General features: G+C 61.1%; 32 protein-coding genes and 3 pseudogenes. 23 read left to right on the top strand and 12 right to left on the bottom strand.

Annotation, left to right across the window (positions count from 1 at the left end; all coding sequences use genetic code 11):
* Positions 1 to 19 precede the first annotated feature (19 nt).
* A pseudogene (locus BMG03_RS20575) lies at positions 20 to 169 on the top strand (IS3 family transposase); the annotation flags it as partial.
* Between the two features lie 32 nt (positions 170 to 201).
* A complete protein-coding gene (locus BMG03_RS19860; RefSeq protein WP_075777647.1) occupies positions 202 to 912 on the top strand; it encodes an IS6 family transposase in 711 nt (236 codons plus the stop codon).
* 161 nt (positions 913 to 1,073) lie between these two features.
* On the opposite strand, the gene BMG03_RS19855 is transcribed toward BMG03_RS19860, so the two are convergent.
* Both BMG03_RS19855 and BMG03_RS19850 read right to left on the bottom strand, forming a co-directional pair.
* Complete coding sequence (locus BMG03_RS19855) at positions 1,074 to 1,337, bottom strand: hypothetical protein (protein WP_199224681.1); 264 nt, start codon at positions 1,335 to 1,337, stop codon at positions 1,074 to 1,076.
* Positions 1,337 to 2,569: a metal-dependent hydrolase family protein gene (locus BMG03_RS19850; protein WP_075777648.1), complete on the bottom strand. Its 1,233-nt coding sequence runs from the start codon at positions 2,567 to 2,569 to the stop codon at positions 1,337 to 1,339. The genes BMG03_RS19855 and BMG03_RS19850 overlap by 1 nt, the downstream gene beginning before the upstream one ends.
* Positions 2,570 to 2,765: 196 nt before the next feature.
* Here BMG03_RS19850 and BMG03_RS19845 point away from each other — a divergent pair, with 196 nt between their 5' ends.
* The 6 genes from BMG03_RS19845 (at position 2,766) to BMG03_RS19820 (ending at position 8,223) form a co-directional block, all read left to right on the top strand.
* On the top strand, positions 2,766 to 3,479 hold the full coding sequence (locus BMG03_RS19845; protein WP_075777649.1) for a GntR family transcriptional regulator: 714 nt from the start codon (positions 2,766 to 2,768) through the stop codon (positions 3,477 to 3,479).
* Positions 3,480 to 3,658: 179 nt separating this feature from the next.
* A complete protein-coding gene (locus BMG03_RS19840; protein ID WP_075777652.1) occupies positions 3,659 to 4,591 on the top strand; it encodes a dihydrodipicolinate synthase family protein in 933 nt (310 codons plus the stop codon).
* Positions 4,592 to 4,627: 36 nt separating this feature from the next.
* Positions 4,628 to 5,560 carry a 4-hydroxyproline epimerase gene (locus BMG03_RS19835; RefSeq protein WP_075777650.1) on the top strand — a complete coding sequence of 311 codons (933 nt, stop codon included), beginning with the start codon at positions 4,628 to 4,630 and terminating at the stop codon, positions 5,558 to 5,560.
* Positions 5,561 to 5,697: 137 nt separating this feature from the next.
* Positions 5,698 to 6,972 carry an NAD(P)/FAD-dependent oxidoreductase gene (locus BMG03_RS19830; RefSeq protein ID WP_075777651.1) on the top strand — a complete coding sequence of 425 codons (1,275 nt, stop codon included), beginning with the start codon at positions 5,698 to 5,700 and terminating at the stop codon, positions 6,970 to 6,972.
* A gap of 294 nt (positions 6,973 to 7,266) precedes the next feature.
* A complete protein-coding gene (locus BMG03_RS19825; RefSeq protein WP_077701432.1) occupies positions 7,267 to 7,947 on the top strand; it encodes an IS6 family transposase in 681 nt (226 codons plus the stop codon).
* A gap of 6 nt (positions 7,948 to 7,953) precedes the next feature.
* Positions 7,954 to 8,223 carry a pseudouridine synthase family protein gene (locus BMG03_RS19820; RefSeq protein WP_199224680.1) on the top strand — a complete coding sequence of 90 codons (270 nt, stop codon included), beginning with the start codon at positions 7,954 to 7,956 and terminating at the stop codon, positions 8,221 to 8,223.
* Between the two features lie 14 nt (positions 8,224 to 8,237).
* Here the strand turns inward: BMG03_RS19820 and gdhA are convergent, their stop codons facing one another.
* The 7 genes and pseudogenes from gdhA to BMG03_RS19785 form a co-directional block, all read right to left on the bottom strand.
* Positions 8,238 to 9,593 (bottom strand): NADP-specific glutamate dehydrogenase, encoded by a 1,356-nt coding sequence (gene gdhA, locus BMG03_RS19815; RefSeq protein WP_075777607.1) that lies wholly within the window; start codon positions 9,591 to 9,593, stop codon positions 8,238 to 8,240.
* A 94-nt stretch (positions 9,594 to 9,687) separates the two neighbouring features.
* Positions 9,688 to 10,383, bottom strand: a complete 696-nt coding sequence (locus BMG03_RS19810; RefSeq protein WP_075777606.1) for a 5-formyltetrahydrofolate cyclo-ligase — start codon at positions 10,381 to 10,383, stop codon at positions 9,688 to 9,690.
* Complete coding sequence (locus BMG03_RS19805) at positions 10,380 to 11,420, bottom strand: NAD(P)H-dependent flavin oxidoreductase (protein ID WP_075777605.1); 1,041 nt, start codon at positions 11,418 to 11,420, stop codon at positions 10,380 to 10,382. The genes BMG03_RS19810 and BMG03_RS19805 overlap by 4 nt, the downstream gene beginning before the upstream one ends.
* On the bottom strand, positions 11,404 to 11,823 hold the full coding sequence (locus BMG03_RS19800) for a DUF488 domain-containing protein (protein WP_009573821.1): 420 nt from the start codon (positions 11,821 to 11,823) through the stop codon (positions 11,404 to 11,406). Before BMG03_RS19800 ends, BMG03_RS19805 begins: the two co-directional genes overlap by 17 nt.
* Positions 11,823 to 12,166, bottom strand: a pseudogene (locus BMG03_RS19795) (carboxymuconolactone decarboxylase family protein). The gene BMG03_RS19800 and the pseudogene BMG03_RS19795 overlap by 1 nt, the downstream one beginning before the upstream one ends.
* Positions 12,159 to 12,644, bottom strand: a complete 486-nt coding sequence (locus BMG03_RS19790; protein WP_009573823.1) for a hemerythrin domain-containing protein — start codon at positions 12,642 to 12,644, stop codon at positions 12,159 to 12,161. The pseudogene BMG03_RS19795 and the gene BMG03_RS19790 overlap by 8 nt, the downstream one beginning before the upstream one ends.
* 15 nt (positions 12,645 to 12,659) lie before the next feature.
* Positions 12,660 to 13,061, bottom strand: coding sequence for a group III truncated hemoglobin (locus BMG03_RS19785; protein ID WP_075777603.1), 402 nt, complete (start codon positions 13,059 to 13,061; stop codon positions 12,660 to 12,662).
* 129 nt (positions 13,062 to 13,190) lie between these two features.
* Here BMG03_RS19785 and BMG03_RS19780 point away from each other — a divergent pair, with 129 nt between their 5' ends.
* The 11 genes from BMG03_RS19780 to BMG03_RS19735 all read left to right on the top strand — a co-directional run bounded on the left by BMG03_RS19780 (position 13,191) and on the right by BMG03_RS19735 (position 19,509).
* Positions 13,191 to 13,607: an RrF2 family transcriptional regulator gene (locus tag BMG03_RS19780; RefSeq protein ID WP_075777602.1), complete on the top strand. Its 417-nt coding sequence runs from the start codon at positions 13,191 to 13,193 to the stop codon at positions 13,605 to 13,607.
* 19 nt (positions 13,608 to 13,626) lie between these two features.
* The gene (gene ccoN / locus BMG03_RS19775; RefSeq protein ID WP_075777601.1) at positions 13,627 to 15,252 is read left to right on the top strand and encodes a cytochrome-c oxidase, cbb3-type subunit I; all 1,626 of its coding nucleotides are present in this window, start codon (positions 13,627 to 13,629) and stop codon (positions 15,250 to 15,252) included.
* A 4-nt stretch (positions 15,253 to 15,256) separates the two neighbouring features.
* On the top strand, positions 15,257 to 15,985 hold the full coding sequence (ccoO, locus tag BMG03_RS19770; protein ID WP_075777600.1) for a cytochrome-c oxidase, cbb3-type subunit II: 729 nt from the start codon (positions 15,257 to 15,259) through the stop codon (positions 15,983 to 15,985).
* Positions 15,982 to 16,146 carry a cbb3-type cytochrome oxidase subunit 3 gene (locus BMG03_RS19765; RefSeq protein WP_075777599.1) on the top strand — a complete coding sequence of 55 codons (165 nt, stop codon included), beginning with the start codon at positions 15,982 to 15,984 and terminating at the stop codon, positions 16,144 to 16,146. Before ccoO ends, BMG03_RS19765 begins: the two co-directional genes overlap by 4 nt.
* Positions 16,139 to 17,050 carry a cytochrome-c oxidase, cbb3-type subunit III gene (gene ccoP / locus BMG03_RS19760; protein ID WP_075777598.1) on the top strand — a complete coding sequence of 304 codons (912 nt, stop codon included), beginning with the start codon at positions 16,139 to 16,141 and terminating at the stop codon, positions 17,048 to 17,050. Before BMG03_RS19765 ends, ccoP begins: the two co-directional genes overlap by 8 nt.
* The gene (locus BMG03_RS20910) at positions 17,047 to 17,205 is read left to right on the top strand and encodes a hypothetical protein (RefSeq protein WP_167733414.1); all 159 of its coding nucleotides are present in this window, start codon (positions 17,047 to 17,049) and stop codon (positions 17,203 to 17,205) included. Before ccoP ends, BMG03_RS20910 begins: the two co-directional genes overlap by 4 nt.
* Positions 17,206 to 17,218: 13 nt before the next feature.
* Positions 17,219 to 18,016, top strand: coding sequence for a DUF2189 domain-containing protein (locus tag BMG03_RS19755; protein ID WP_075777597.1), 798 nt, complete (start codon positions 17,219 to 17,221; stop codon positions 18,014 to 18,016).
* On the top strand, positions 18,013 to 18,198 hold the full coding sequence (ccoS, locus tag BMG03_RS19750) for a cbb3-type cytochrome oxidase assembly protein CcoS (RefSeq protein WP_075777596.1): 186 nt from the start codon (positions 18,013 to 18,015) through the stop codon (positions 18,196 to 18,198). Before BMG03_RS19755 ends, ccoS begins: the two co-directional genes overlap by 4 nt.
* On the top strand, positions 18,173 to 18,406 hold the full coding sequence (locus BMG03_RS19745) for a hexameric tyrosine-coordinated heme protein (RefSeq protein ID WP_075777595.1): 234 nt from the start codon (positions 18,173 to 18,175) through the stop codon (positions 18,404 to 18,406). Before ccoS ends, BMG03_RS19745 begins: the two co-directional genes overlap by 26 nt.
* Complete coding sequence (locus tag BMG03_RS19740) at positions 18,403 to 18,681, top strand: DUF6522 family protein (protein WP_075777594.1); 279 nt, start codon at positions 18,403 to 18,405, stop codon at positions 18,679 to 18,681. Before BMG03_RS19745 ends, BMG03_RS19740 begins: the two co-directional genes overlap by 4 nt.
* 147 nt (positions 18,682 to 18,828) lie before the next feature.
* The gene (locus BMG03_RS19735) at positions 18,829 to 19,509 is read left to right on the top strand and encodes an IS6 family transposase (RefSeq protein WP_075777694.1); all 681 of its coding nucleotides are present in this window, start codon (positions 18,829 to 18,831) and stop codon (positions 19,507 to 19,509) included.
* A 230-nt stretch (positions 19,510 to 19,739) separates the two neighbouring features.
* Here BMG03_RS19735 and BMG03_RS19730 read toward each other — a convergent pair whose 3' ends face one another.
* Together BMG03_RS19730 and BMG03_RS19725 are read right to left on the bottom strand one after the other, a co-directional pair.
* Positions 19,740 to 20,075 (bottom strand): hypothetical protein, encoded by a 336-nt coding sequence (locus BMG03_RS19730; RefSeq protein ID WP_206185608.1) that lies wholly within the window; start codon positions 20,073 to 20,075, stop codon positions 19,740 to 19,742.
* Between the two features lie 218 nt (positions 20,076 to 20,293).
* On the bottom strand, positions 20,294 to 20,974 hold the full coding sequence (locus BMG03_RS19725; RefSeq protein WP_075777694.1) for an IS6 family transposase: 681 nt from the start codon (positions 20,972 to 20,974) through the stop codon (positions 20,294 to 20,296).
* A gap of 27 nt (positions 20,975 to 21,001) precedes the next feature.
* Here BMG03_RS19725 and BMG03_RS19720 point away from each other — a divergent pair, with 27 nt between their 5' ends.
* The gene (locus BMG03_RS19720; protein ID WP_077701429.1) at positions 21,002 to 21,580 is read left to right on the top strand and encodes a zinc-binding dehydrogenase; all 579 of its coding nucleotides are present in this window, start codon (positions 21,002 to 21,004) and stop codon (positions 21,578 to 21,580) included.
* 233 nt (positions 21,581 to 21,813) lie between these two features.
* A pseudogene (locus BMG03_RS21135) lies at positions 21,814 to 22,247 on the top strand (transposase); the annotation flags it as partial.
* Positions 22,248 to 22,272: 25 nt separating this feature from the next.
* Here BMG03_RS21135 and BMG03_RS19715 read toward each other — a convergent pair.
* Positions 22,273 to 22,959, bottom strand: a complete 687-nt coding sequence (locus BMG03_RS19715; protein WP_075777634.1) for a GntR family transcriptional regulator — start codon at positions 22,957 to 22,959, stop codon at positions 22,273 to 22,275.
* Positions 22,960 to 23,164: 205 nt separating this feature from the next.
* Here BMG03_RS19715 and BMG03_RS19710 point away from each other — a divergent pair, with 205 nt between their 5' ends.
* Positions 23,165 to 24,133 carry a tripartite tricarboxylate transporter substrate binding protein gene (locus tag BMG03_RS19710; protein ID WP_075777635.1) on the top strand — a complete coding sequence of 323 codons (969 nt, stop codon included), beginning with the start codon at positions 23,165 to 23,167 and terminating at the stop codon, positions 24,131 to 24,133.
* Between the two features lie 28 nt (positions 24,134 to 24,161).
* The gene (locus BMG03_RS19705) at positions 24,162 to 24,599 is read left to right on the top strand and encodes a tripartite tricarboxylate transporter TctB family protein (RefSeq protein ID WP_075777636.1); all 438 of its coding nucleotides are present in this window, start codon (positions 24,162 to 24,164) and stop codon (positions 24,597 to 24,599) included.
* Positions 24,600 to 24,611: the final 12 nt, after the last annotated feature.

Below are 24,611 nucleotides of genomic sequence, written 5' to 3'. Positions count from 1 at the left end.
TAACCACCAAGGAGTGAAGATGAGACAGAGACCCGGAACAGCGAAGCCGACGGCGGAGTCGATGGTGAAGGACATCCGGCGCCGCACGCGGAAGCATCATTCCGCCGAAGAGAAGATCCGCATTGTCCTGGAAGGGCTGCGCGGCGAGGACATGGCATTGCCAAGTTGTTGTGTCGTGAAGCCCCTGCTACAGGATTTCGAATGAAAATGCCATCATCCCTGGCGCGCCTGAAGGGCTTCCGCTTTCCCCGCGAGATCATCGCTTATGCCGTCTGGGCCTATCATCGCTTCGCTCTGAGCTCGGCCGACGTCGAGGACCTTCTGGCAGAGCGCGGCGTGATCGTCAGCCGCGAAACCGTCCGGCTGTGGGTCAACCGGTTTGGCGCGCATTTCGCCAATTGTATCCGGCGTGACAGGCCCGCGCCGTCGGACAAGTGGCATCTGGACGAGGTCGTCATTCCAATTCGTGGCACGAAGCACTGGCTCTGGCGGGCGGTTGACGCCAATGGCGACACGCTCGACATCCTCGTGCAAACCCGCAGGAATGCCAAGGCGGCAAAGCGCTTTCTGGCAAGGCTCATCGCGCGTTTCGGGCGGCCTCGCGTTGTGATCACCGACAAGCTGCGCAGCTATTTTGCGCCGCTCCGGAACCTGGCTCCCGGCGCCGACCATCGGGCGCACAAGGGCCTGAACAACCGCATCGAGGGCTCACACCGACCAACCCGAAAGCGCGAGAAGATAATGGGGCGCTTCAAATCTCAACGACAGGCGCAGAGGTTTCTCGCCGCCCATGACCAGATCAACGCTATCTTCAAACCCCGCCGCTATCGCCTCACCGCCAACTCCTATCGTCATGCAAGGGCAGATGCGTTCAGCCTCTGGGACGACTATGCCCGCGAGATGACCGCGTGACCGGCTTCACACAGACTGCAACACACCAGGTGAAAATAACTTGGCAATGCCCTTCGGGAAGAAAGGGGAAAGCTTGGCCATCTGCTCGTCGGTCAGCCAGAAAAGATCGCTCACGTCACCGCTCCGTTTTCGGAGCCGTGAATCACGCGACGCAACAGAAATCAATGCATCCTGACCCTAGTTCCGGCCAGAACGACATCGAAATATCGGTTCTTTTCCAGCGGCTTGAAACCGCCAAGATCATAGGCCTCCGGGTTTTCCGAAAACACCCGGCGCGAGCGCATGTTGGGCAGGTCGTAGACAGAGGCTGTGGTCAGACCCTTACCGACATCGGCGTTGAGCCCATCCAGCAGGTAGGCAAAAACCTGACGGGCGGCATCGGCGCCAGCGGCCAGCTTGAAGAGATGTGCGGTATCCATCGGCATCACGCGGCCTTCATGAAGTTACGGGCTACGCGGCCGGATTTCACGACCATGCGCAGAGTTTCCTCGGGGCGGCCCAGAAGGGTGACATCAGCAAAGGGATCGCCATCCACCACGATGAAATCAGCACGAGCGCCCTCAGCGATCACGCCGATTTCGCCGTCGCGCATGCAGGCCATTGCGCCGATCTGGGTGACCGAGCGCAAGATTTCTGCGGGCGAGAGAACCTTGGCCAGGATGTCGAACTCCATTCCGCCGTATTTGCGCAGCTTGCCCAGCAGGTCGGTGCCGAAGGCCATGGGCAACCCGGCGTCGCGCATGATCGCCAGAGACTCCAGCCCCTTGTCACGCACGATGTCGATCTTGGCCTGCTCGGAGGCACCCAAGCCCAAGGCCGCTCCCTCCAGTTTTAGCCCCTCGTAGGCAACCAGCGTGGGCACGGCGAAACAGCCTGCTTCGGCGGCCATCTTGGCCGTTTCGGCGGTGATCAGATTGCAATGCTCAAGGGACTTCACACCCAACTCGACACAGCGGCGGATCGCCTTGTCGTGGTAGACGTGGGCAGAGACATAGGTGTTGGCATTCTCGGCTTCCTCAACCATTGCGAGGATCTCGTCCCGAGAATATTGGATGGAGTCGATGGGGTCGTTGGGCGAGGAGACGCCTCCATTGGCCATGACCTTGATGAATTTGGCGCCTTCCTTGAGCATCTTACGGCAGGTGAAGCGGATGTTGTCCACGCCATCCACTAGCACGCCCATGTTTGCCAGTCGCCAGCCCATTGCGTCAGGGCGGATGTCGGTGCGAGCGCGCAAATCGGTATGACCGCCGGTCATCGAAAGGCCTTTGCCGCAGATGACAAGGTCCGGACCATCGACCAGCCCGTCCTCAACTGCCCGCACTAGACCCAAATCCGCTCCGCCGAGGTCGCGTACGGTGGTGAACCCGCGATCTAGCAGCTCCTCCATGATCTTAGCTGCACGCAGGGCCGCAAGGGAATCGGGGGCCGTGACGTTGCCCCAGAGGTCCAGGGAATGGGCGACGACATGAAAGTGGCTGTCGATCAATCCAGGCATCAGGGTTCGGCCGCCAAGGTCGACCACTTTCGCGCTCTCGGGTGCGGGGTGGCCGATGCTGTCGATCCGGTCGCCTTTCACCACAACAGTGGTGATTTGCCCCAGGCGTTCTGCATCCAGGTCGAGCAAGCGGGCGTTCGTATAGGCGGTCAGGGTCATGTTGATGCATCCAGCTTGTTTGGGCGAACCAGTGCTGCCAGTCGATGGGGGGGGCAGCGGGCACATAAAAGAGCGTCTTGATTAGGAGTTATATATTTAGTCACGCAGGTATTGTCGACTATAAAAATATAGCGAAGGTGTTTTCATGCATGCGACGACGTCGTAAAGTCTCCGGGAAGTTAGTTAGGAGTGTCGGATGAGCAGGGTGCCTTCAGAGCGCAAGGTGTCGCAAGTCAAGCGAGGTAGTGGGGTTGCCCATGTCTACGAAATGCTGAGGAACGAGATCATCGATCTTAAGCTGGCACCGGGCAGCCCGATTGATGAAACGGAGCTTTCGGAGCGCTTTTCCATGTCGCGCACACCAATCCGCGAAGCGCTTGTGCGCCTTGCGGCAGAGGGGCTGATCACCACACTGACCAATCGCACGACGATCGTTTCCAACATCGATTTTGTGCAGCTGGGCGCCTTCTTCGACGCGCTGACATTGATGTACCGCGTGACTGCGCGCCTGGCTGCACAGCACTATGGTGAAGCCGATCTGGCGGCGATCCGAGAGCATCAGGCGAGTTTCTCCGCGGCGGTGGAGAGTGGCGATGTGCTGGGCATGATCGCCACCAATCGGGATTTCCACGTCGCAATCGCCGAGGCGGGTCGCAACAAGTACTACACGGACCTGTTCCGGCGGCTCCTGGATGACGGGCGGCGTATCCTGCGGCTCTACTACCGGTCCTACGATGACAATCTGCCGCGTCAGTACGTGATCGAACACGAACGCATTATCTCTGCCATGATCGCCCGTGACGTCGAGGAGTCGGATCGCCTGGCGTCTGAGCATGCCGATCAGATCGTCCATCAGATCCGGTCCTATATTTCGGCGGATTCGCGCAGCGCCTCCTCAATCTCACTCTGAAATGGTGTCCTTTGATCGCTGAAACTCTCGCGCGCTGATGGTTTTGAATTTTGTTTGTCGACAAGTCGGCGGCAGGGCGTTAGGAGTCTTCCCAAGGAGGGCTCCGCTTCGATCTGCGGTCCCCGAGAGAACTGGCTCGCCCTGTCAATGATTGCCTCGTGAATTCGAAAGGACACCTCGTGAACGACTCCATTTTCACCGGCTGCATCCCGGCCCTGATGACCCCCTGCAAGGAAGACCGTACACCCGACTACCAAGCCCTGGCGCGCAAGGGCAAGGAACTGATCGAGGCCGGAATGTCCGCGGTTGTTTACTGCGGATCGATGGGAGACTGGCCGCTGCTGACCAATGAGCAGCGCATGAAGGGGGTCGATGCGCTGGTCGAGGCTGGCGTGCCCGTTATCGTCGGCACCGGGGCCATCAACACAAAATCCGCCGTGGCGATCACCGCCCACGCTGCCCGCGTCGGCGCCGCAGGCCTGATGGTCATTCCGCGCGTGCTGTCCCGCGGCACCTCGGTTTCCGCACAGAAGGCCCATTTCTCCGCCATCCTCGAGGCCGCCAACGGTCTGCCGGCGGTGATCTACAACAGCCCCTATTACGGTTTTGCCACGCGCGCCGATCTCTTTTTCGACTTGCGCGCCAGCTACTCCAACCTGATCGGGTTCAAGGAGTTCGGTGGCGCCGCTGACATGTCCTATGCGGCCGAGACCATCACCTCCGGCGACGAAAACCTTACCCTGATGGTCGGTGTCGACACGCAGGTCTTCCACGGCTTCGTGAAATGCGGCGCAACGGGCGCGATCACCGGCATCGGCAACGCCATCCCGAAGGAAGTGCTGCACCTGGTCGAGCTGTGCAAGGCCGCCGCGAAAGGCGACGTCGCGGCCCGTGCTAAGGCGCAGGAGCTCGAAGAGGCGCTGGCCGTGCTGTCCAAGTTCGACGAAGGTGTCGACCTTGTACTCTTCTACAAGTACCTGATGGTTCTGAACGGCGATGCGGAATACACGCTGCACTTCAACGAAACCGATGCGCTGACCCCGGCACAGCAGGCATTCGTTGAAACGCAGTACGCCCAGTTCAAGGCCTGGTACGCAGCCTGGGCAGCCTGAGCTCCCATCTGAAGCGTCGAATCCAAGGAGACCGACATGCATGTGATCGACAGCCACACCGGCGGTGAGCCCACGCGGGTCATTCTTGGTGGTTTCCCTGATCTCGGCGACGGGCCGCTGCCTAAGCGGGCCGCCCGCCTTGCTACCGAATTCCGCGATGCCTATCGCGCTGTGGTGCTCGAGCCGCGGGGCCAGGTGGCAATGGTGGGCGCGCTGCTCGTTCAGCCCACCGATCCCACCTGCATCACCGGGGTGATCTACTTCGATGTCGAGGCTGTGCTGGGCATGTGCGGTCATGGCACCATCGGCTTGGCCGTCACGCTCTTCCACATGGGCCGCATTGGCACCGGCAGTCACCGTATCGAGACGCCTGCCGGCGTCGTCACGGTGCTGGTCACCGATGCACATACGGTCACCGTCACCAATATCGAGAGCCGCCGCACCATGACCGAAGTCACCATCGATGTGCCAGGCCTCGGCGCCGTCACCGGCGATGTTGCCTATGGTGGCAACTGGTTTTTCCTCGTCGATCCCAGCCCGCTGCCCGTGGCGCCCGACAATATCCGCGCGCTCACCGATGCCACCGTCGCCACCCGCGAGGCGCTGCATGCTGCCGGTATCGCCGGAGAGAACGGTGGCCTGATCGACCACATCATCTTCTACGGGCCTTCGGAGGATCCGGCAGTGCACAGCCGCAACTTCGTGCTCTGCCCCGATGATGCCTATGACCGCTCGCCCTGCGGCACCGGCAGCTCGGCGCGGCTGGCGTGTCTTGCCGCTTCCGGCCGCCTGGCCGAGGGTGAGCAGATCACCCAGCATTCCATCATCGGCTCGGCCTATCGCCTCTCCTGGGCGGCGGGCCCCACCGGCGGCGTAATCCCCTCGATCACCGGCAGGGCCCATGTAATGGCCGAGAGCACGCTGATTTTCGATCCCGACGACCCGTTCCGCAACGGCATCGCTCCCTGAAACTCCCCCACTGCCGGGCGGGCCATCCGGTCTGTCCGGCATTTTTTCTTCCATTCTAGACGAGCGATCGCAACAGCACAGGCAACCCCGCCCGGCGGTAAGACTGACGCGGTACAGGCCCAGAAGAGGGGGCAGACATGTCCGAGAGTTACAACCAGAGCGGGGGCACCTCCGTCATCGTCATCGGGGCCGGCATCATCGGCGTCAGCACGGCGCTGGCGCTGCAGGACCGCGGGCATGCCGTCACGCTGCTAGACCGGCGCGGCGTGGCTGAGGAGACCTCGCGCGGCAACGCCGGGGCCTTCGCCTTTACCGATGTCGAGCCGTTGGCCTCTCCGGGCATCCTGCTCAAGGCGCCGAAATGGCTGCTCGATCCGCTCGGGCCGCTGTCGCTGCGTCCTGCCTACGCGCACAAAATGCTGCCCTGGGCGCGGCATTTCTATGCCGCCAGCCGCCCGCGCCGCCATAAGGCCTCGATCTCGGCCCAGGCCCGGCTGATGACCCTCTCCCGTGCCGCGCTCGAACGGCTGATCGCCCGTGTCGAGGGCGAGCCCCTGATGCGCCGCGAAGGGCAACTTCAAGTCTACGAGGGCGAGGCTGAGTATCGTGCCAGCCTACCGGCCTGGGAGCTGCGCCGCCAGCATGGCATTGCCTTTGACTTGCTTGAAAGCCCGGAGGCCATTGCCGAGATCCAGCCCGGCCTTGCGTCGCGCTTCACCCACGCGGGTTTCACCCCCGACTGGATGAACACCGTCGACCCCAAGCTTTGGACCGAGCACCTCGCAGCCTGCTTTCGTGCCGCCGGTGGCGTGATCGAAACTAACGACGTGCAGGCGATGGTGCAGCAGGGCGATGCGGTTGTTCTCGAGACCACCGCCGGGCTGCTCCGGGCCGATCAGGTTGTGGTGGCCGCCGGTGCCTGGTCGCATCGTCTCGCCCGCACCCTAGGCGATCGCATCCCACTGGAAACCGAGCGCGGCTACAACACTACATTCCCGACATGCACTTTCGACCTACGCACCCATGTCACCTTTAGCAATCACGGCTTTGTCGTATCCAAGATCGGCGACGGGCTGCGCGTGGGCGGCTCGGTCGAGCTCGGCGGGCTCGAGCTGCCGCCGAATTACAGGCGCTCCGAGGTTCTCGTGCAGAAAGCCGTGCAATTCCTGCCGGGCTTCGATGGCACCGGAGGCACCCAGTGGATGGGATTCCGCCCCTCCATGCCCGACAGCCTGCCCGCAATTGGCCGCTCGCCCCGCGCCGACCGGGTGACCTATGCCTTCGGTCACGGGCATTTGGGCCTAACCCAGTCTGCCGGCACCGCCGAAATCGTGGCCGATATCGTTGCGCGACGGCCTCTCGCGCTCAATATCGCGCCTTACGCCCCCCTCCGTTTTGGTGGTCAGCCCTGACCGGCTGGGACAATCCGGACTAAACGGCGGCATCTTGCAAAGATGCTGGGGACCGTACGGCAGTTTCAACTGGTCGTCAGGGCCTTGTTATGCAAATGCGGCGGGGATTCACTGCGCGAATCCAGCATGATAGCTGGCGGCCATGAGCAGACCGGCGAAAACCCCGTACAAGACCACCAACTGGCATAGCTACAATCAAGCGCTGAGGCTTTGTCGCAAACTTCTGCGGTTGACGCGAGGGGGGCCGGAGCCAGACGTTGCGTTCATCCAACAACACCAGATAGAGGCGGAGCGATGATCTCGTTCAAGGGCGCGCAGTTTCCGAAGGAAGTGATCCTCTTCGCAGTGTTCTTCTATGTCCGCTACACGGTCTCGTATCGTGACCTCGAAGAGATCATGGCCGAGCGAGGCGTACGAGTTGACCATGCGACGCTGAACCGCTGGGTGACCAAGTACTCGCCGCTGATCGCAGTTTCGGCTCGGCGGCGGAAAGTCCCGGCGGATCGATCCTGGCGGATGGATGAGACCTACATCAAGGTAAAGGGTGAGTGGGTCTACCTCTACCGAGCTGTCGACAAGCTGGGCAAAACCCTTGATTTCATGCTGTCGAAGCGGCGCAACAAGACGGCTGCGACCAAGTTCTTCGCGCGCGCCCTTGAGGTGAACGGCCTGCCTCGCAAGATCGTCATTGACCGCAGCGGAGCCAATACCGCAGGGATCACCGCGGCAAACCGCATGCTCCGGAACTTTGGATGCCCGATCCCCATCGAGATGGTCCGGATCAAATATCTGAACAACATGGTCGAACAGGATCACCGTACCATCAAGAAGCGCATTCGTCCGATGCTGGGGTTCAAGTCCTTCGTCTCCGCGTCGGCAACGCTCGAAGGGATTGAAGTCGCGAACATGATCCGCAAGGGGCAGTTCACACCCGGACTATGCCCTTTTGCCCAATTCGCCGCTCTGGCCGCATAAGTCAGTATGTCCAGTGGCTTCGCCGGCACGACGTCAAAGTTTGCGACAAAACCACCGCTGGCGCCGGCGGTGCTGGAAATCATATCGGATAACGAAGCCCTGATTACCGTGACCGAAGGAAGATACCATCAGGTTCGCCGTATCTTCGCCGCTGCGGGCAATTTCGTCGAGACCCTTCGACGTGAACGTCTGGGCAATCTTTGCCTGCCAGACAGCCTCGACCCCGGGGAGTGGAGGCTGCTTGGCAAAGAAGAGATCGCCCTGGTCTTCCGATAGTTCTTCGGATTGGCTCAGATCACCCCAAGCATACGCATCGCTTCGGCAACCCGCACGAAACCGGCGATGTTGGCGCCCAGGACATAGTCGCCGGGCGCGCCATACTCATCGGCAGTTTCAGCACAACGATCATGGATGCTCTTCATGATCTGTGCCAGCCGTTGTTCGGTCTGCTCAAAGCTCCAACGGTCACGGCTGGCATTCTGTTGCATTTCCAGTGCCGACGTTGCAACGCCGCCCGCGTTCGCCGCCTTGCCGGGCCCGAACAGGATGCCGGCCTCGCGCAGGATTCGGATTGCTTCGGGGGTGCAGGGCATGTTCGCGCCTTCGCCGACAGCCAACACACCGTTCTTGACCAGTGACTTTGCATCCTTGCCCGTCAATTCGTTCTGGGTGGCCGAGGGCATCGCCACATCACAGGGCAAATCCCAAATTGATCCTTTGTCGGTCGACACGAAATGCGCGCTATCCCCGCGAAGCCGGGCATATTCCGAAATGCGCTTGCGGCGCACGGACTTGACTTCCTGAAGCAAGGACAGGTCAATCCCAGCGTCGTCTATGACATAACCGCTGGAATCCGAACAGGCGATGACCGTGCCGCCAAATGACTGCACTTTCTCGATGGTGTGGATGGCCACATTTCCCGCACCGGACACGACCACGCGCTTGCCGTCGAAATCGGTCTGGCGCGTTTCAAGCATGGCCTTGGTAAAATAGGTGTTGCCGAAACCCGTTGCCTCGGTCCGAGCGCGGGATCCACCGTAGGCAATGGCTTTGCCGGTGAATACGCCCGACTCATAGCGGTTGGTCAGGCGCTTATACTGGCCGAACATGTATCCAATTTCGCGCCCGCCTACACCGATATCGCCGGCTGGTACATCGGTCTGCTCGCCCAGATGGCGGTGCAGTTCGGTCATGAGCGATTGGCAGAAACGCATGATCTCGCCATCGGATTTACCCTTGGGATCGAAATCCGTACCGCCCTTGCCGCCACCGATCGGTAGGCCGGTCAATGCATTTTTGAAGATCTGTTCGAAGCCCAGGAACTTGATGATCCCCAGGTTGACCGAGGGGTGGAAACGCATCCCGCCCTTGTAGGGGCCGAGGGCCGAGTTGAACTGGACGCGAAAGCCGCGATTGATCTGGACGTTGCCCTGATCGTCCACCCAGGGAATGCGAAAAATGATCTGACGCTCTGGCTCACAGATGCGTTCGATGAGCGCTTGCTCAAGATAATCGGGGTTCTTTGCGACCACGCGCCCGAGGCTTTCCATCACCTCGTGGACGGCCTGGTGAAATTCCGGTTCGCCGGCATTGCGCCGCATCACTTCGGCAAGGATCGGTTGCAGCTTTTCATCGATATTGTTCATGTACTTCGCCGCTTTAGGGGGAATGTCAAAGGGGTGCGGAAAATGTGTGCGTCAGCAAGGCAAATGCACATTTATTAATCCATCTATTTGATCCTCAACCGCTGTGCAATCCGGCCTCGGTCAGGATGAGGTCGAGGGGGATATCGTGGGGTTGCGGGTAGATGGTTTTGAGCTGTGCCGACTTGAAACCAATGCCGATGACAAAAGGTTTCGGGTCAAGCGCCGCCAATGTCCGGTCGAAATAGCCCCCGCCATAGCCGAGGCGATAGCCATCCGCCGTCCAGCCGACGAGGGGGGCAAGCGCGATATCGGGCCGGACGACGGGGGCGTCCGGCGGCGGAACGGGTATGTTCCAATCGCCGCGCACCATACGGGTTTCGGGCGTCCAGCGGCGAAAGGTGAGCGGGGCCGCCCTGGTTTCGACCAGTGGCAGGGCGACGGTTATACCGGCCTTGTGAAGCTCGACCATCAGCGGGCGCAGGTCGGGTTCGCCCTTGATCGGCCAGTAGGCGGAAAAGACTTTGCCCGGTGCCCCGCCGAAGCGGTCTTTCAACACCTGTCGCAGATGCCCGGCCAGCGCCTCGCCGATCTCCTTGCGTTCAGCAACCGACAGTGCCAGACGGGCGGCGCGCAGACGGGTGCGTTCGGCCTTGCGCCAACGCGCGACATCACGTGCCTGCTCGGGATCGACAGCCAGCGGATCGAAATACTCCGGTGCGACCTCGGCGGCATAGCAGGGCGGTGAGGAAAAGCCGCTTTGGCAGCGGAAGCTCTTGAAGTCGTCGCTCATGACATCGCCGTGAAACCGTTACGGATTGGGCCCTTCAGGATATGCCGGGCCTGCGCGACCATGGCGTTCAGACGTGCGGCCGCAGGGACGACATCGGGGATGTTTCCCGCGCCCTGACCGGCATAGAGCGCCATCGCTTCCAGATCGCCGGTTGTGGTGCGCAAGGGTGAATCCGTGCTGAAGCGCAGGCGGGGCTGATCGTCGTCATGGGCGATGGTCTCGCGCGGCAGGCTGTCCGGGTCCTGACCCAGGTAATTGCCCTTGAGACCCTCCGTCACGCTGTTGCCGATCACCCGCACCGCAGCGCCCTTGGGCCAGTTCAGAACGAACACATCGGTCAGCACCGTATCCTCGCCCGTGGCCTCGACGATGCGAGACTTGTGATAGGAATGCGCAAAGGATTCTTCGGTCGCCAGAAAGGCGGTGCCGCATTGCACGCCGCTGGCCCCGATCGCCAATGCGGCGGCAAGCCCTTCGCCCGTCGCGATCCCGCCCGAGACGACGACCGGCAGGTCGGTCCCGGCCAGTATCCGTTCCGCCAGCCCGAAGGCGGGACTTCGTCCGTGCACATGGCCGCCCGCCTCGATCCCCTGTGCGATGATCACATCCGCTCCGGCAGCTTCGGCCATCCGCGCGGCGGCCTCCGTTCCGACCTGATGCAATACGAGACATCCCGCGTTTTTCACCCGCGCCACCACATCCGGCATCACATCCCAGAAAAAGCAGAAGGCCGTCACACCAAGATCGAGGCAACAGGCGATCTGTGCCTCAAGCAACTGCGGCTCTGTCGCCGCCGGGATCAGGTTGACGGCGAAGGGCCGGTCCGTCGCCGCCCGCATCGCGGTGACCTCCCGTGTGATCAGGTCGATGGGTTCGCGCACCATCCCCAACATCCCGTAGCCGCCCGCATTGGCCACCGCCGCCGCCAGTTCCCATCGGGACACGCCGCCCATGCCCGCCAGCAGGACGGGTGCCTCGCATCCAAGCAGATCGCAAAGCGGCGTTCGCAGAGGTTCCGCACTATGTTGGTCTGTCATTTTTCCCCTCCCTTTCCAACCATCGGCGCAGGCAGTCCCGCAGCACGACGGCGTTATTGTGTTCCTCGTCCTTAGAGGCATAGAGCAGCGTGACGACATCGCCCTGCGCGTATCCGGCAAGCTCACACACCAAATCTTCGCGCGTGGCGAGTTCCGCCCGGTAGCGCGTACTGAAGTCCTGCCACTGATCAGGATTGGCATGAAACCAGTGTCGCAACGTATCGCTAGGCGCGATGTCCTTGCACCAGTCGAACAGCCGGGCGCGGTCCTTCGCCACGCCGCGTGGCCAAAGCCGATCGACCAGAATCCGCTTGCCGTCCGACACCCGCGCCGCGCGATAGATCCGCTTGACGCGGATACGCTCGCCGGGGGTGTCGGGGATGGGGGGCCTTGCAGGGGGCATCAGCTGTCCGGTTGGCCCGTGTCGCCGATCATCTCCACCGCCTTCAGCGCGTGGGCCCAGGCCGCCCCGGCGCGCATTTCGGATGCAACCCAGATGGCTTCCATGATCTGTTCGCCCGAGGCCCCTCACGCTTGGCCGCCTTGACGTGGCCTTCGATGCACCACGGGCATTGAGTCACATGCGCCACGGCCACCGCGATGAGCTGCTTGGTGCGTGTATCGAGCGCCCCTTCGGAGAACACCGCTTTCGAGAACGCGCGGAATGCGTCTTCGGCATCGGGTGCCAGGGCATGACGCCGGTCGACAAGGTCCCTGGTAGGTTTCGGGAGGTGTAGCTCAGACATGGCCCGTCTCCCGCGTTTCGAATTGCGGAAACAGCACATCGTTTTCCAGCCGGATATGCTCTTCGAGGTCGTCAAGGAATTCACCGACCCCGGTATAAAGCCGCGTCCAGCTTCGGCAGGCGCCGTCCGGCAATGTCAGGTTGTTGGTCAGGTGCCGGATTTGGCCGACTTCGGCTTCGTGGTTGTCATGATCCGCGCGCATTGCCGCAATCGGCGCATCCAGCCCCGCCGCCGCGTTGCGAATGGCGGGGAACAGGATCAGTTCCTCTTTCTTCATGTGAACTTCCAGGTCACCGATCATCCGGTGCAATAGGTCGGCCAAACCCGCGGGAACCTCCGTTTGCCCGGCATGGACCGCTTCGACCTTTTCCGACAAGGTCGCCAGTTCAGGAAGCTGGGCACGGTGTTTTGCGTGATACTCGGTCTCGATGAAACTGGTCAGGTCGCTCGGGTCTTGCGGGGGCATTGGTTTTGTCATGTTCGTATCCTCGGGTCAGAGCAGTGATGGAATTGTCCGGGGCTTCGCATCCTCGACCGCCATATGCAGCGAGCGCGCGATCCGCTCGGCGCGTTCGATGACATGCGCCGCGCCTTCGGGCGGGCAGGTTTCGGCCGCGGTTTCGCGGAACAGCGTCAGCCAGCGGTCGAAATGATCCCAATCCACGGGCAGGCCGACATGCGCCGGGACCGGGGCTCCGTGATACCGGCCCGTCATCAAGGCGACCGAACACCAGAAGGCCACCATGCGCTCCAAGTGCGGGCCCCAATCCGAAATCCGTTCAGCGAAGATCGGGCCAAGCGCCGGATCCGCGCGCACCTTGCCATAGAAGCAATGCACCAGTTCGGTCAGCTTTTCTTCGTCCAGCCCGGTCCGCGCCATGATCTCGGCAGTCATTTGCGGGCGGGCGGAATTGATCTGTGAGACGGCAGTCGACACGGGGCCCTCGGGAAATTGGTCTTGAGTCTCATGCTATCTCTGCTAAATAGGTGTTGTAAATACCAATTTGAAGATCTGCGGGATGCCATGAACCTTACCTCCTTCACCGACTACGGACTTCGAATGCTGATGCGGATGGCGAGCGCGCCCGACCGGGCGTTCTCAACGGCAGATTTGGCAGAGGAGTTCAAACTGTCGCGCAACCACCTGGCGAAGATCATGCAACGGCTCGCGCAGGCAGACATCGTCGAGACCCGACGCGGGGTGAATGGGGGCGCTGTCTTGCGATCCAGTCCGGCCGACATCCGGCTTGGCGACGTCGTGCGGCTGCTCGAACAGGGACAGTCGCTCGTCGAGTGTTTCGGGCCGGATGGCGGAGACTGTTCGATCGAGGGATGTTGCCGCCTGAAATCCCGGCTTCGACAGGCGGAGCGTCGGTTCATCGCCGATCTGAACAGATCCACGCTCGCCGATATCGCCCTTCCCGAACGGGCGGCCGCATGACGAAGAAAGGCAGATCAAGATGACAGCATCGTTGTCGGTTTCCGAACGTCGGGTTGGCATGGCCCTGTCGGTCCTGTTGGCCCTGATGGGCCTTGCCATGGCTGCATCGGCGCGTCACGGGGTCATGTCGACCCACGGGTTCATGGCGCTCGGGCTCGGGATCGCGTTCGCATTTCTGCTCGGCGGCGCGCTTTATGATCCCGAACCACCGGCCAATCGGTTGCAGCGCTACTACGACGCGCCGACCCGTTTCGGACTCGTCATGACACTGATCTGGGCGATGATCGGCATGGGAATCGGAGTCTGGGTTGCAGCGCTCTTGTACTGGCCAGAGGGAACGCCGCCTTGGCCGGCTACCAGCTTCGGTCGACTGCGTCCCGTGCACACCACCGGGATTATCTTCGGCTTTGGCGGCAACGCGCTGATCGCCACGTCTTTCCACGTCCTGCAACGCACCTCGCGCGCGCGGCTCGCCGACAATCTGAGCCCCTGGGTCGTGCTCATCGGCTACAACCTGTTTTGCGCCTGGGCCGTCACCGGCTATCTGATGGGGTCAACCCAATCCAAGGAATATGCCGAGGCCGAATGGTATGCGGATCTTTGGCTGGTGGTGATCTGGGTGACGTATTTCGTCTTGTATATCCGCACGCTTGCCCGCCGGAACGAGCCGCATATCTATGTCGCCAACTGGTATTACCTGGCCTTCATCCTCGTCGTCGCGATGCTGCACATCGTCAACAACATCGCCCTTCCCGTGCGCTGGACGACTGCAGAGAGCTTTCCGATCTGGTCGGGCGTGCAGGATGCCATGGTGCAATGGTGGTATGGCCACAATGCGGTTGCCTTCTTCCTGACCGCGGGGTTCCTCGGGATGCTCTATTATTTCCTCCCGGTGCGTTCCGGGCGACCGATCTGGTCCTACCGCCTGTCGATCGTCAGCTTCTGGGGCATCACCTTCTTCTATATCTGGGTGGGCTCGCACCACCTGCATTACACCGCGCTGCCTTACTGGGCGCAGACGCTCGGCATGACATTCTCGGTAATGTTGCTGGTGCCAAGCTGGGCCTCGGCGGGCAACGCCATCGCCACTCTGAACGGCGCATGGCACAAGGTGCGCGATGACGCCACGCTGCGCTTCATGTTCGTGGCCGCGGTGTTCTATGGGCTGTCGACCTTCGAAGGATCGTTCCTCGCCATTCGCCCGGTCAATTCGCTGTCGCACTATACCGACTGGACCGTGGGCCACGTCCATTCCGGCACACTTGGCTGGGTGGCGATGATCGTCTTTGGCGCGATCTATACGCTCGTTCCTCAGCTCAGTGGCAAGACGGAGATGGCGTCGCCACGGGCCGTCGAATGGCACTTCTGGCTCGCCGTCGCCGGAACACTCGTCTACGTCGTGTCGATGTGGAATGCCGGCATCACGCAGGGGCTCATGTGGCGGGCCTATAACGAGAACGGCGCGCTATCCTACAGTTTTGTCCAGTCGGTGGAGGCGATGGCCCCCTATTACCTGTTGCGCACCATCGGCGGCGGGCTGTTCCTGACCGGGGCTGTGATCTGCGCCTGGAACTGTCGCGCAACGATGCGCGGAACGACGGGGGATGCCACCGACCGCCCCCTTGTCGCGCAGCCGGCGGAGTGAGCCCATGCTGAAACTGCACTATAATCTGGAAAAAATCTCCATGGGGCTGGTGGCCGCAATCATCGTGGCCGCTTCGATTGGCGGGATCGTGGAAATCGCGCCACTGTTCACCATCGACGAGACGGTTGAGCTTCCCGATGACCTGCGCCCTCATACGCCATTGGAACTGGCGGGCCGCGAGATCTATATCCGCGAGGGTTGTTATGCCTGCCACAGCCAGATGGTGCGCAGCCTGGCCGATGAGCTGGACCGCTACGGTCCCTATTCGCTGGCCTCGGAAAGTGCCTACGATCACCCGATGCTCTGGGGATCGAAGCGCACCGGCCCGGATCTGGCGCGACTGGGCGGCAAGTATTCGGACGACTGGCATGTGGCGCACCTGATCGACCCTCGCAGCGTGGTGCCGGCCTCGATCATGCCGTCCTACCCTTGGCTGACGCGTCCCCTTGATACCGATCTGTTGTCTGACGCGCTGGCCACGCTGGCCCGGCTTGGCGTACCCTATGACGAGGACATGATCGCGGCGGCGGAAGCCGATGCCCTGGCGCAAAGCCGCCCCGACAGCGACGCGGTGGACGGATTTCTGGAGCGTTACGGCGAACGTCCTGCGGCCCGTGTCTTCGATGGCAATCCGTCTCGCCTGACAGAGATGGATGCGCTTTTGGCCTATCTCCAGTCGCTGGGCTCCTTGACCGATGCGCCCTACCGGATACTGGCGGAGGGATCCCAATGACCCATGACATGCTGGTCTATCTGTCCAAGACGGTTGGCCTGATCTGGCTGATGGGATGCTTCCTGATTGTCGTCATCCGCGCCTACAGCCCGTCACGGCGCAAGGCCTATGACGCCGCCGCCCGGTCCGTGCTGCCTTCAAAGGAGGGCGGAGATGACTAACCCGACCGATCCGAGGCAACTGCCGGGCGCCGATCCTCATACGGGCATTCGCAAGACCGATCCGGTCACCGGCTACGACACCACGGGGCACGACTGGGGCGGCATCACCGAGCTCAATACCGCGTTCCCGAAGGTCGTGATCTGGGCACTGGTGCTGACGTTTCTTTATTCGGTCGTTGCCTGGGTTCTCTTGCCCGCCTGGCCGACCGGACGCGATTACACACGTGGCTTGCTCGGGCTGGACCAGAGCGAAGAAGCGATCAAGGGCTTCAACAGCCTTGCCGATAGGCGGCAGGACTGGCTGTCTCGTTTCGAGGGCGAGAATTTCGTCGCTCTGCAATCCGACGCGACACTGATGGCGACCGCAATGCCCGTCGCCGCGCGCCTGTTCGCCGATAACTGCGCGGCTTGCCACGGCACGAACGGGCAGGGAGGGCCGGGCTTTCCGGTCCTGTCGGACGACACGTGGCTCTGGAGCGGTGACGCCGGAGAAATCGCCACGACGATCCGTCATGGCATCAATGCCGACGATCCCGACACCCGCTATGCCGAAATGCCGGCCTTTGACTGGATGGAGCGGTCTGATCGGTTAGCCTTGGCCGATTTCGTTTCCGAGATGCCCGGTGGAGCTGTCGATTTCGAAAGTTCCGTGGGCACGGTCTTCGCAGAGAATTGCAGTTCGTGCCACGGTTCGACAGGGGACGGCGGTCTCGAAATCGGCGCACCGTCCCTTACGGATGAGGCCGTGATTTATGGACAGGACCCGGGAACGGTGATGCAAACGCTCCGACGCGGGCGTCATGGGGTGATGCCGGCTTGGTCGGGTCGCCTGTCAGAGGCCGAAATCAACCTCCTGGCGCTCTATGTGGCCCGGCTTGGCCAATCTGTAGGAGGCGAACAATGAGGCCGGCCGTACAAAAACGGTTGGCGGTCGGCGCGGCGCTGGCCGCCGTCCTGCTGTTCCTCGCCGCGAATGCGCATCTGCTGACCGTTGCCCTGCGATCGCAGCCGGATTGCCGCGAAACGGCCGGGGCGATGCCTGCCAGGCGGTCCTGCTGAAAAGGAGAACGGGATGCTGGAACCACTACCAACCTTGCGAAACCCGGATCGGCCGGCCTCGCCCCACGCACGCAACCTGCCATCGACTTCGGCGGCGGACTGGTTGCGAGCAGGTTGGCGTGATGTCCGCAAGGCTCCGTGGTCCAGCCTTGCCTATGGGCTGTTCCTGACACTGGTATCCTATGCGGTCCTCTGGGCGCTCAACGCTAGCCATCTCTTGTATCTCGCGCTGCCCGCGATCTCCGGTTTCCTGATTGTCGGTCCGTTCCTGGCGATCGGGCTTTACGAGAAAAGCCACAGGCAGGCGCAGGGTGAACAGGTTTCGCTTTCCGACATGCTGGTGTTCCGGCCGGCGTCGGGCGGGCAATTGGCCTATGCGGGATTGCTGCTCGGACTGCTCGTCCTGTTCTGGCTCAGGGCTGCGGACTTGCTCTATGCGCTGTTTTTTGGCCTTAGCCCGTTCCCCGGCGCGGAGGAGGCGTTGACCAACGCATTGACGACGCCACGGGGATGGGCGCTAGTTATCACCGGTACCCTGGTGGGCGGGTTGTTCGCGGCCTTCGCCTTCGCGATCAGCGTCTTTTCCATTCCCATGCTGGTGTCGCGCAAGACCGATGCGCTGACCGCCATGGGGCTGAGTTTTGTCATGGCGGTGCAAAATCTGCGCCCCATGCTGGTTTGGGGTCTGTTTGTCGCCCTGGGATTGGGCCTGTCAGTCGTAACCGGCCTGATTGGGCTGATCGTCCTGTTCCCGGTTCTTGGTCACGGCACCTGGCATGCTTACCAGGCAATCGCAGGTGAGCGGCAGTGAGCTTCCTGTTGCTCATACCTCTCTCGCTCGGACTAGGTTTGCTAGGTCTCTGCGCGTTTTTCTGGGCGCTCAGAAACGGACAGTTCGATGACCCTGATGGTGCCGCGTGGCGCATCATCCCCCCTCATCACCCACTCGAAATGGAAGGAAAACCCGATGGCAGATTGGCTACCGACACTTAAAACGGCAACGCCCGAAGAGGGTTATGACCTTGCGGTAAAGCTTGCACGCGTCGCTGTGAAGCTGACCCAACCAGACGCCGAGGTGCGCGACCGGTTGCGGCCGGAATACGCCGAAGACTCCGATGCCCTTATCGCTGTCAGCCAGGTGGTCGCGACGCATTTCGCCACCGTCGCGTCGGCAAATGACTACTGGCAAGACAGGACATGACCGACGTTGAACGACGCGGGGACCAATTCGTCGTCGATGCGCTGGTTCTGGCCGACGCGTTTGACCTGTCCGTCGAAGAAACCCGTCACCGGATGCAAGGCGGGCAAATCGCATCTCTTTGCGAAACGGGAGAGGGTGAGGACGCGGGCCGTTGGCGATTGACATTCCGTCACCAGAGCCGCGCCCTGCGGTTGATCGTGGATGCCCGTGGCGAGATTCTGGGCAAGAGCACGTTTCCAGTCGGTCATCCGAACAGGGCTGTCCAAGCAAGATAACGTGGAACCTGCCACAACCAGGCGCGCCAAAACCTGAGGGCGAAACATTTCTGCGAACCGGCTTTGTCGCAAACTTCTGCGGTTGACGCGAGGGGGGCCGGAGCCAGACGTTGCGTTCATCCAACAACACCAGATAGAGGTGGAGCGATGATCTCGTTCAAGGGCGCGCAGTTTCCGAAGGAAGTGATCCTCTTCGCAGTGTTCTTCTATGTCCGCTACACGGTCTCGTATCGTGACCTCGAAGAGATCATGGCCGAGCGAGGCGTACGAGTTGACCATGCGACGCTGAACCGCTGGGTGACCAAGTACTCGCCGCTGATCGCAGTTTCGGCTCGGCGGCGGAAAGTCCCGGCGGATCGATCCTGGCGGATGGATGAGACCTACATCAAGGTAAAGGGTGAGTGGGTCTACCTCTACCGAGCTGTCGACAAGCTGGGCAAAACCCTTGATTTCATGCTGTCGAAGCGGCGCAACAAGACGGCTGCGACCAAGTTCTTCGCGCGCGCCCTTGAGGTGAACGGCCTGCCTCGCAAGATCGTCATTGACCGCAGCGGAGCCAATACCGCAGGGATCACCGCGGTAAACCGCATGCTCCGGAACTTTGGATGCCCGATCCCCATCGAGATGGTCCGGATCAAATATCTGAACAACATGGTCGAACAGGATCACCGTACCATCAAGAAGCGCATTCGTCCGATGCTGGGGTTCAAGTCCTTCGTCTCCGCGTCGGCAACGCTCGAAGGGATTGAAGTCGCGAACATGATCCGCAAGGGGCAGTTCACACCCGGACTATGCCCTTTTGCCCAATTCGCCGCTCTGGCCGCATAAGTCAGTATGTCCAGTGGCTTCGCCGGCACGACGTCAAAGTTTGCGACAAAACCAACGTACGGTCGTGCCCGGGGCCACCGCAAGGCCAACCGGTGCGAACCAGACATGCTCTCCCCGTGCGGTTCCCCTCATCTCAATGGTTTCAACAGGGCCCGCCAATGTGACGCACGGAAAGCCGAGGGTGGCGATCACGCCACCCCCGACCATAAGAAACTCTCGGCGTCCCCGTATCATTCGGCGAGCCTCGATTTGGCGTCCTCGTCATGGAACAGCACGACATGGGCATGGGCCCTGTCCACGCCGGGATGCCCGGCGTTGAAGTAGACGTCGACGCCGGACACCGTGTGACTGCCGATTCCCAGACCGTCGTAGGCGGTCCCGTTCGACAGATCTTCCAACGGCGTCATGTATACCGTGGCCGAGAGCTTGCCGTAATGGTCATAGGCCAGGAACGGGCCGGCTGGGAGCGTATCCGGGTCAACGAACAGCGTGCCGAGACCCGGGATGAATTCCGGCAGGGGCAGCGCATCGCTGACCTGGATATAGGGCGCGCCCGGGGGTGACATCTGCAGCGGCGTCCTCGTCATGGGCAAGGGCATTGCCCGTGGACAAAGTGAGCGCGATCGCGGCGAGAGTGAGAGCGGATTTCATTTTGCTTCCTTTCAATGTCTGGGGTGCCACAGTCGTGGCCACCTGTCTCTTTGATGCGCCAGAGTCAGAAAGGTTCGCAGGGTTTTGTCGCAAACTTTGACGTCGTGCCGGCGAAGCCACTGGACATACTGACTTATGCGGCCAGAGCGGCGAATTGGGCAAAAGGGCATAGTCCGGGTGTGAACTGCCCCTTGCGGATCATGTTCGCGACTTCAATCCCTTCGAGCGTTGCCGACGCGGAGACGAAGGACTTGAACCCCAGCATCGGACGAATGCGCTTCTTGATGGTACGGTGATCCTGTTCGACCATGTTGTTCAGATATTTGATCCGGACCATCTCGATGGGGATCGGGCATCCAAAGTTCCGGAGCATGCGGTTTACCGCGGTGATCCCTGCGGTATTGGCTCCGCTGCGGTCAATGACGATCTTGCGAGGCAGGCCGTTCACCTCAAGGGCGCGCGCGAAGAACTTGGTCGCAGCCGTCTTGTTGCGCCGCTTCGACAGCATGAAATCAAGGGTTTTGCCCAGCTTGTCGACAGCTCGGTAGAGGTAGACCCACTCACCCTTTACCTTGATGTAGGTCTCATCCATCCGCCAGGATCGATCCGCCGGGACTTTCCGCCGCCGAGCCGAAACTGCGATCAGCGGCGAGTACTTGGTCACCCAGCGGTTCAGCGTCGCATGGTCAACTCGTACGCCTCGCTCGGCCATGATCTCTTCGAGGTCACGATACGAGACCGTGTAGCGGACATAGAAGAACACTGCGAAGAGGATCACTTCCTTCGGAAACTGCGCGCCCTTGAACGAGATCATCGCTCCACCTCTATCTGGTGTTGTTGGATGAACGCAACGTCTGGCTCCGGCCCCCCTCGCGTCAACCGCAGAAGTTTGCGACAAAGCCCGACAGCGATACAGCTAGCCAAGTGTTTCTCCGCCAAGGTCATCACAACCGTCGGGTCTGCGGAAAAAGCGCAGGCGGCGGCCCGACTGGGAGCCGACCGCGTGGTCAATTACAAAGCCGAGGACTTCGTCGCGGCCACACTGGAGATGACGGAAGGCCGAGGCGCCGATGTCGTTTTGGACATGGTCGGGGCGGATTACCTGCAAAGAAACTTCGACGCGGTGGCGGTCGATGGCCGAATCGCGCAGATCGCCTTTCTCACTGGATCGAAAGGCACGTTTGACTTGCGCCCCATCTTGTTCAAAAGGTTGGCCATCATCGGATCGACGCTGCGCGCCCGACCGGTCAGCATGAAGGCCGAACTGGCCTCTGCGCTTGAGCAACACGTCCTGCCGCTACTACGTGAAAGGAAAGCGATCCCGGTGATCGACTCAACCTTCCCGCTTCACCAAGTGCACTATGCGCATACTCAGATGGATACTGGAGCTCATATTGGGAAAATCGTACTGACGGTTTGACCAACCTGTTAGGGTTGCCGCCTCAGAGCGCAACGGTGCTGTCAAGTGTGAGCATATATAGACTCCGCCTGATCGTAGCGTCTTGATTGGCTCCGGCTCGCGGTTCGCAATTGCGGACGTATATCCGGCCTCCTTGAGCGGCCCGACACGTCGTCGCCGCGAGTCCCGATGGATTTCAGCGTGCTTTTTCCTCAAATGCCCCCTGCGACCGAGACGGGATCAAGCCGACACTTGAGCCGCTCTGGAATCCAGAAACGGGTTGCGCGATCTCCCCGGCTATAGTGGCCGTGTTGTGCATGAAGCCTCTGGGGAAACTCTCTCCGAAACAGGCGCCGAAAGTTGATGCGTTGAATGTGGCTTCCCTTGCCGTCGCGACAAAGAGGGCACTCATTATGAGGTTGATGGTTTCCTGCGCGGCCGCCGGGTATATCCCCTCGATGCGTGGATCGACGACGTAATCGACACCAACCTAATGCCCATCATGCGCTCTGCGCGACCGCTACACCGCGAAATCAATGCAGTGGCAAACGCCATCGAAAGGCCGTGAAGCCAGGGTCAAGCCGAAGGCCAAATCAACCGACTAATGATCCTGAAATGCGCAAAGTACGGCAGAGCAGGGACGGAATTTCCGAGAGTTCGAATGCTCCCGTTCCGCGATGCAAATTGAGGATATCCTCAAAATATGCTCTCGGTTACGGGCATGGCTGATTTATGTGGAAGCCCATCTGCAGGTGGACGCGAAGCGAGTTCTGGATGTGGTCTTGCGCGGCCTCGTCGGCAACATCGGGTTCGCGTGCGCGGATGGCGTCGAGAATACGCTGGTGTTCGGCCAGCAATTCGGCCGGGCGTCCGGGTGGTACGTATTTCGCGCCCTTCAGGAGCGCCATCGCATCCGAAATGGCTTCGATTGAGCGGAGCAAGAAGCGGTTGTGCGCCGCCGAATAAAGTGCGTTGTGAAATTCCCAGTTTATCTGGTTCAGCAGCTTCGGGTCATCCGTTGCTGCGGTGCTCTTGTCGAGTATGTAGGCCATCTCCTCGATCTCGGCCAGCGAAGCGTGCTGCGCTGCGAACCGAGCAGCGACACCTTCGAGACGCTGGCGCAGCTGGTAAAGTTCCACGACTTCATGACGGTCGAGCTCTGCGACTACCGCTCCGCGTTGCGGCTCAAGAATAACGCGCCGTTCCGACTGTAGTCGGCGCAGCGCTTCACGGACCGGCGTGCGACTGACGCCCAACTCTTTCGAGACCACCGCCTCGCGTATACGGTCGCCTGGATTGTATGTGCCCTCGCGGATCCACCGGGACATCTCTTGATAGACATGCTCCGCAAGCGAAGGGGCACTATCGATTCTATCAGATTCATCACCATTTTTCAGCACTTTGCGGATCCTTTCCAAACGCCATGAAGGCAACCTTGAATGTCCGATGACGTCGTATTTTCACCAGTACTGTGCCGCAATTCGAGTGGGGTTGACAAGAATGCTTTATAATGTTCTAGATTGCATACAAATAAATACAAAAATAAGTCGATGCGGCCTAAGGCCATAATCGATGACGCTAGAAGATTCAGGGAAAGGAATACGAATGATTGCCAATCTGAAGTCCACTCTTGCAGTCTCGTGCGGCTTGGCCGCGATCGCTGCAACGGCGCCGGCCGCTGCGGAATATCCGGAAAAGCCCATCACCATGATCGTTGCCTATTCGCCCGGCGGCGGGACGGATTCCGCCGCGCGGACCATTGCGAAATACGTCGAGAAGCATCTCGGTCAGCGGTTGGTCGTTGAAAATAAAGCCGGGGCAGGGGGGCAGATCGGCTTCTCGGCGCTCGCCACCGCCAAGCCAGACGGATATGAGATCGGCTTCATTAACGTGCCGTCGATCCAACTCGTGAAAAAGCTGCGCGAAGGCGTGCCCTACGAGTTGTCCGACTTCGACCCGATCGCCAATATCCAACTCGACCCGGTGGTGGTCGCGGTCGCGGAAGAAAGCCCCTACCAGACCCTTGCCGATCTGCTCGCAGATGCCGAGGAGCATCCGGGTGAGCTTAACATCGGCGCAGACGGTCCGCAGTCTAATAACCAGCTGCAGCTGGTGGTGGCAGAAAAGGCGCTCAACGTCGATTTCAACTTTGTCGCGTTCGACGGCACCGGGCCGGCGGTGAAGGCAACTCTGGGCGGTGAACTCGCGGCGTCGCTGCCGTCGGCAAGCGGCGCGACTTCGCAGGTCGAAAGTGGCCGGCTGCGGCTGCTCGGTGTCTTCGCCGACCAGCGCAGCCCTCTTTTCCCCGACGTGCCGACCGTGAGCGAGGCAGCAGGCACGAACGTGAACTCGGTCGGCGCCTCGATGCGCGGGATCGCAGCACCTAAGGGGCTTGCGCCGGAACAGAAGGTCGTCCTCGAGAAAGCCTTTGCCGCGGTGATGGAAGACCCCGAGTTTCTGGCACATGCCAAATCGGCAGGCCTCCCACTGAAATACATGAACGCCGAAGAATTCGGCACCTACCTGTCCACCGCCGACGCCGAGCTTGATAGTTATGTCGAGCTGCTGAAGTAGGTCCGCAACGGTAAGTATGGAGAGAGCTATGGTGACGACAACAACACGTGATGCGCTCTTTGCCGCTCTAGCCCTTGGCTTAGCCCTGGTAATCGGTGTGACGGCGTTTTGCTATCCTGTCGGCTCCTCCTACTTTCCGCGCAGCCTCGTCGTCTTCATGGGCGTGATGTCGGCGATCTACGGCTTTCGCGTCTGGCGCAGCCGGGCGGGCGCTCAGCCCGCGAGGAGTGTCGGGGCGTGGGCCGCCTTTATCGCCTTTACGGCAATCGCGATCTGTGCGTCGGCCATAAAGATTATCGGCTACGACGCGACGACCTTCCTGTTTCTCTTCGGCTTGATCATGACGTTGGGCGGCCGACAGCGGATACTCGCCGCGCTGGCGGTTGCCGTTGGAGGCACCGCCACGCTCCACGTCACCTTCTTCGTCCTGCTTGGCGTCGCCCGGCCCGAAAGCCTTTTCTTCTAACAATCGCGGGAT

Source organism: Thioclava nitratireducens (assembly GCF_001940525.2).
GTDB classification, from domain to species: Bacteria; Pseudomonadota; Alphaproteobacteria; order Rhodobacterales; family Rhodobacteraceae; genus Thioclava; species Thioclava nitratireducens.
The sequence above is the reverse complement of the archived record's forward strand: the minus strand, read 5'-3'. Positions and strand labels throughout refer to the sequence as shown.

Coding starts and splice junctions, on each gene's coding strand:
- BMG03_RS19860 (WP_075777647.1), top strand. CDS start 202: ATGAAAATGCCATCATCCCTGGCGCGCCTGAAGGGCTTCCGCTTTCCC.
- BMG03_RS19855 (WP_199224681.1), bottom strand. CDS start 1,337: ATGCCGATGGATACCGCACATCTCTTCAAGCTGGCCGCTGGCGCCGAT.
- BMG03_RS19850 (WP_075777648.1), bottom strand. CDS start 2,569: ATGACCCTGACCGCCTATACGAACGCCCGCTTGCTCGACCTGGATGCA.
- BMG03_RS19845 (WP_075777649.1), top strand. CDS start 2,766: ATGAGCAGGGTGCCTTCAGAGCGCAAGGTGTCGCAAGTCAAGCGAGGT.
- BMG03_RS19835 (WP_075777650.1), top strand. CDS start 4,628: ATGCATGTGATCGACAGCCACACCGGCGGTGAGCCCACGCGGGTCATT.
- BMG03_RS19830 (WP_075777651.1), top strand. CDS start 5,698: ATGTCCGAGAGTTACAACCAGAGCGGGGGCACCTCCGTCATCGTCATC.
- BMG03_RS19825 (WP_077701432.1), top strand. CDS start 7,267: ATGATCTCGTTCAAGGGCGCGCAGTTTCCGAAGGAAGTGATCCTCTTC.
- BMG03_RS19820 (WP_199224680.1), top strand. CDS start 7,954: ATGTCCAGTGGCTTCGCCGGCACGACGTCAAAGTTTGCGACAAAACCA.
- gdhA (WP_075777607.1), bottom strand. CDS start 9,593: ATGAACAATATCGATGAAAAGCTGCAACCGATCCTTGCCGAAGTGATG.
- BMG03_RS19810 (WP_075777606.1), bottom strand. CDS start 10,383: ATGAGCGACGACTTCAAGAGCTTCCGCTGCCAAAGCGGCTTTTCCTCA.
- BMG03_RS19805 (WP_075777605.1), bottom strand. CDS start 11,420: ATGACAGACCAACATAGTGCGGAACCTCTGCGAACGCCGCTTTGCGAT.
- BMG03_RS19800 (WP_009573821.1), bottom strand. CDS start 11,823: ATGCCCCCTGCAAGGCCCCCCATCCCCGACACCCCCGGCGAGCGTATC.
- BMG03_RS19790 (WP_009573823.1), bottom strand. CDS start 12,644: ATGACAAAACCAATGCCCCCGCAAGACCCGAGCGACCTGACCAGTTTC.
- BMG03_RS19785 (WP_075777603.1), bottom strand. CDS start 13,061: ATGACTGCCGAGATCATGGCGCGGACCGGGCTGGACGAAGAAAAGCTG.
- BMG03_RS19780 (WP_075777602.1), top strand. CDS start 13,191: ATGAACCTTACCTCCTTCACCGACTACGGACTTCGAATGCTGATGCGG.
- ccoN (WP_075777601.1), top strand. CDS start 13,627: ATGACAGCATCGTTGTCGGTTTCCGAACGTCGGGTTGGCATGGCCCTG.
- ccoO (WP_075777600.1), top strand. CDS start 15,257: ATGCTGAAACTGCACTATAATCTGGAAAAAATCTCCATGGGGCTGGTG.
- BMG03_RS19765 (WP_075777599.1), top strand. CDS start 15,982: ATGACCCATGACATGCTGGTCTATCTGTCCAAGACGGTTGGCCTGATC.
- ccoP (WP_075777598.1), top strand. CDS start 16,139: ATGACTAACCCGACCGATCCGAGGCAACTGCCGGGCGCCGATCCTCAT.
- BMG03_RS20910 (WP_167733414.1), top strand. CDS start 17,047: ATGAGGCCGGCCGTACAAAAACGGTTGGCGGTCGGCGCGGCGCTGGCC.
- BMG03_RS19755 (WP_075777597.1), top strand. CDS start 17,219: ATGCTGGAACCACTACCAACCTTGCGAAACCCGGATCGGCCGGCCTCG.
- BMG03_RS19745 (WP_075777595.1), top strand. CDS start 18,173: ATGGCAGATTGGCTACCGACACTTAAAACGGCAACGCCCGAAGAGGGT.
- BMG03_RS19740 (WP_075777594.1), top strand. CDS start 18,403: ATGACCGACGTTGAACGACGCGGGGACCAATTCGTCGTCGATGCGCTG.
- BMG03_RS19735 (WP_075777694.1), top strand. CDS start 18,829: ATGATCTCGTTCAAGGGCGCGCAGTTTCCGAAGGAAGTGATCCTCTTC.
- BMG03_RS19730 (WP_206185608.1), bottom strand. CDS start 20,075: ATGTCACCCCCGGGCGCGCCCTATATCCAGGTCAGCGATGCGCTGCCC.
- BMG03_RS19725 (WP_075777694.1), bottom strand. CDS start 20,974: ATGATCTCGTTCAAGGGCGCGCAGTTTCCGAAGGAAGTGATCCTCTTC.
- BMG03_RS19720 (WP_077701429.1), top strand. CDS start 21,002: ATGAACGCAACGTCTGGCTCCGGCCCCCCTCGCGTCAACCGCAGAAGT.
- BMG03_RS19710 (WP_075777635.1), top strand. CDS start 23,165: ATGATTGCCAATCTGAAGTCCACTCTTGCAGTCTCGTGCGGCTTGGCC.
- BMG03_RS19705 (WP_075777636.1), top strand. CDS start 24,162: ATGGTGACGACAACAACACGTGATGCGCTCTTTGCCGCTCTAGCCCTT.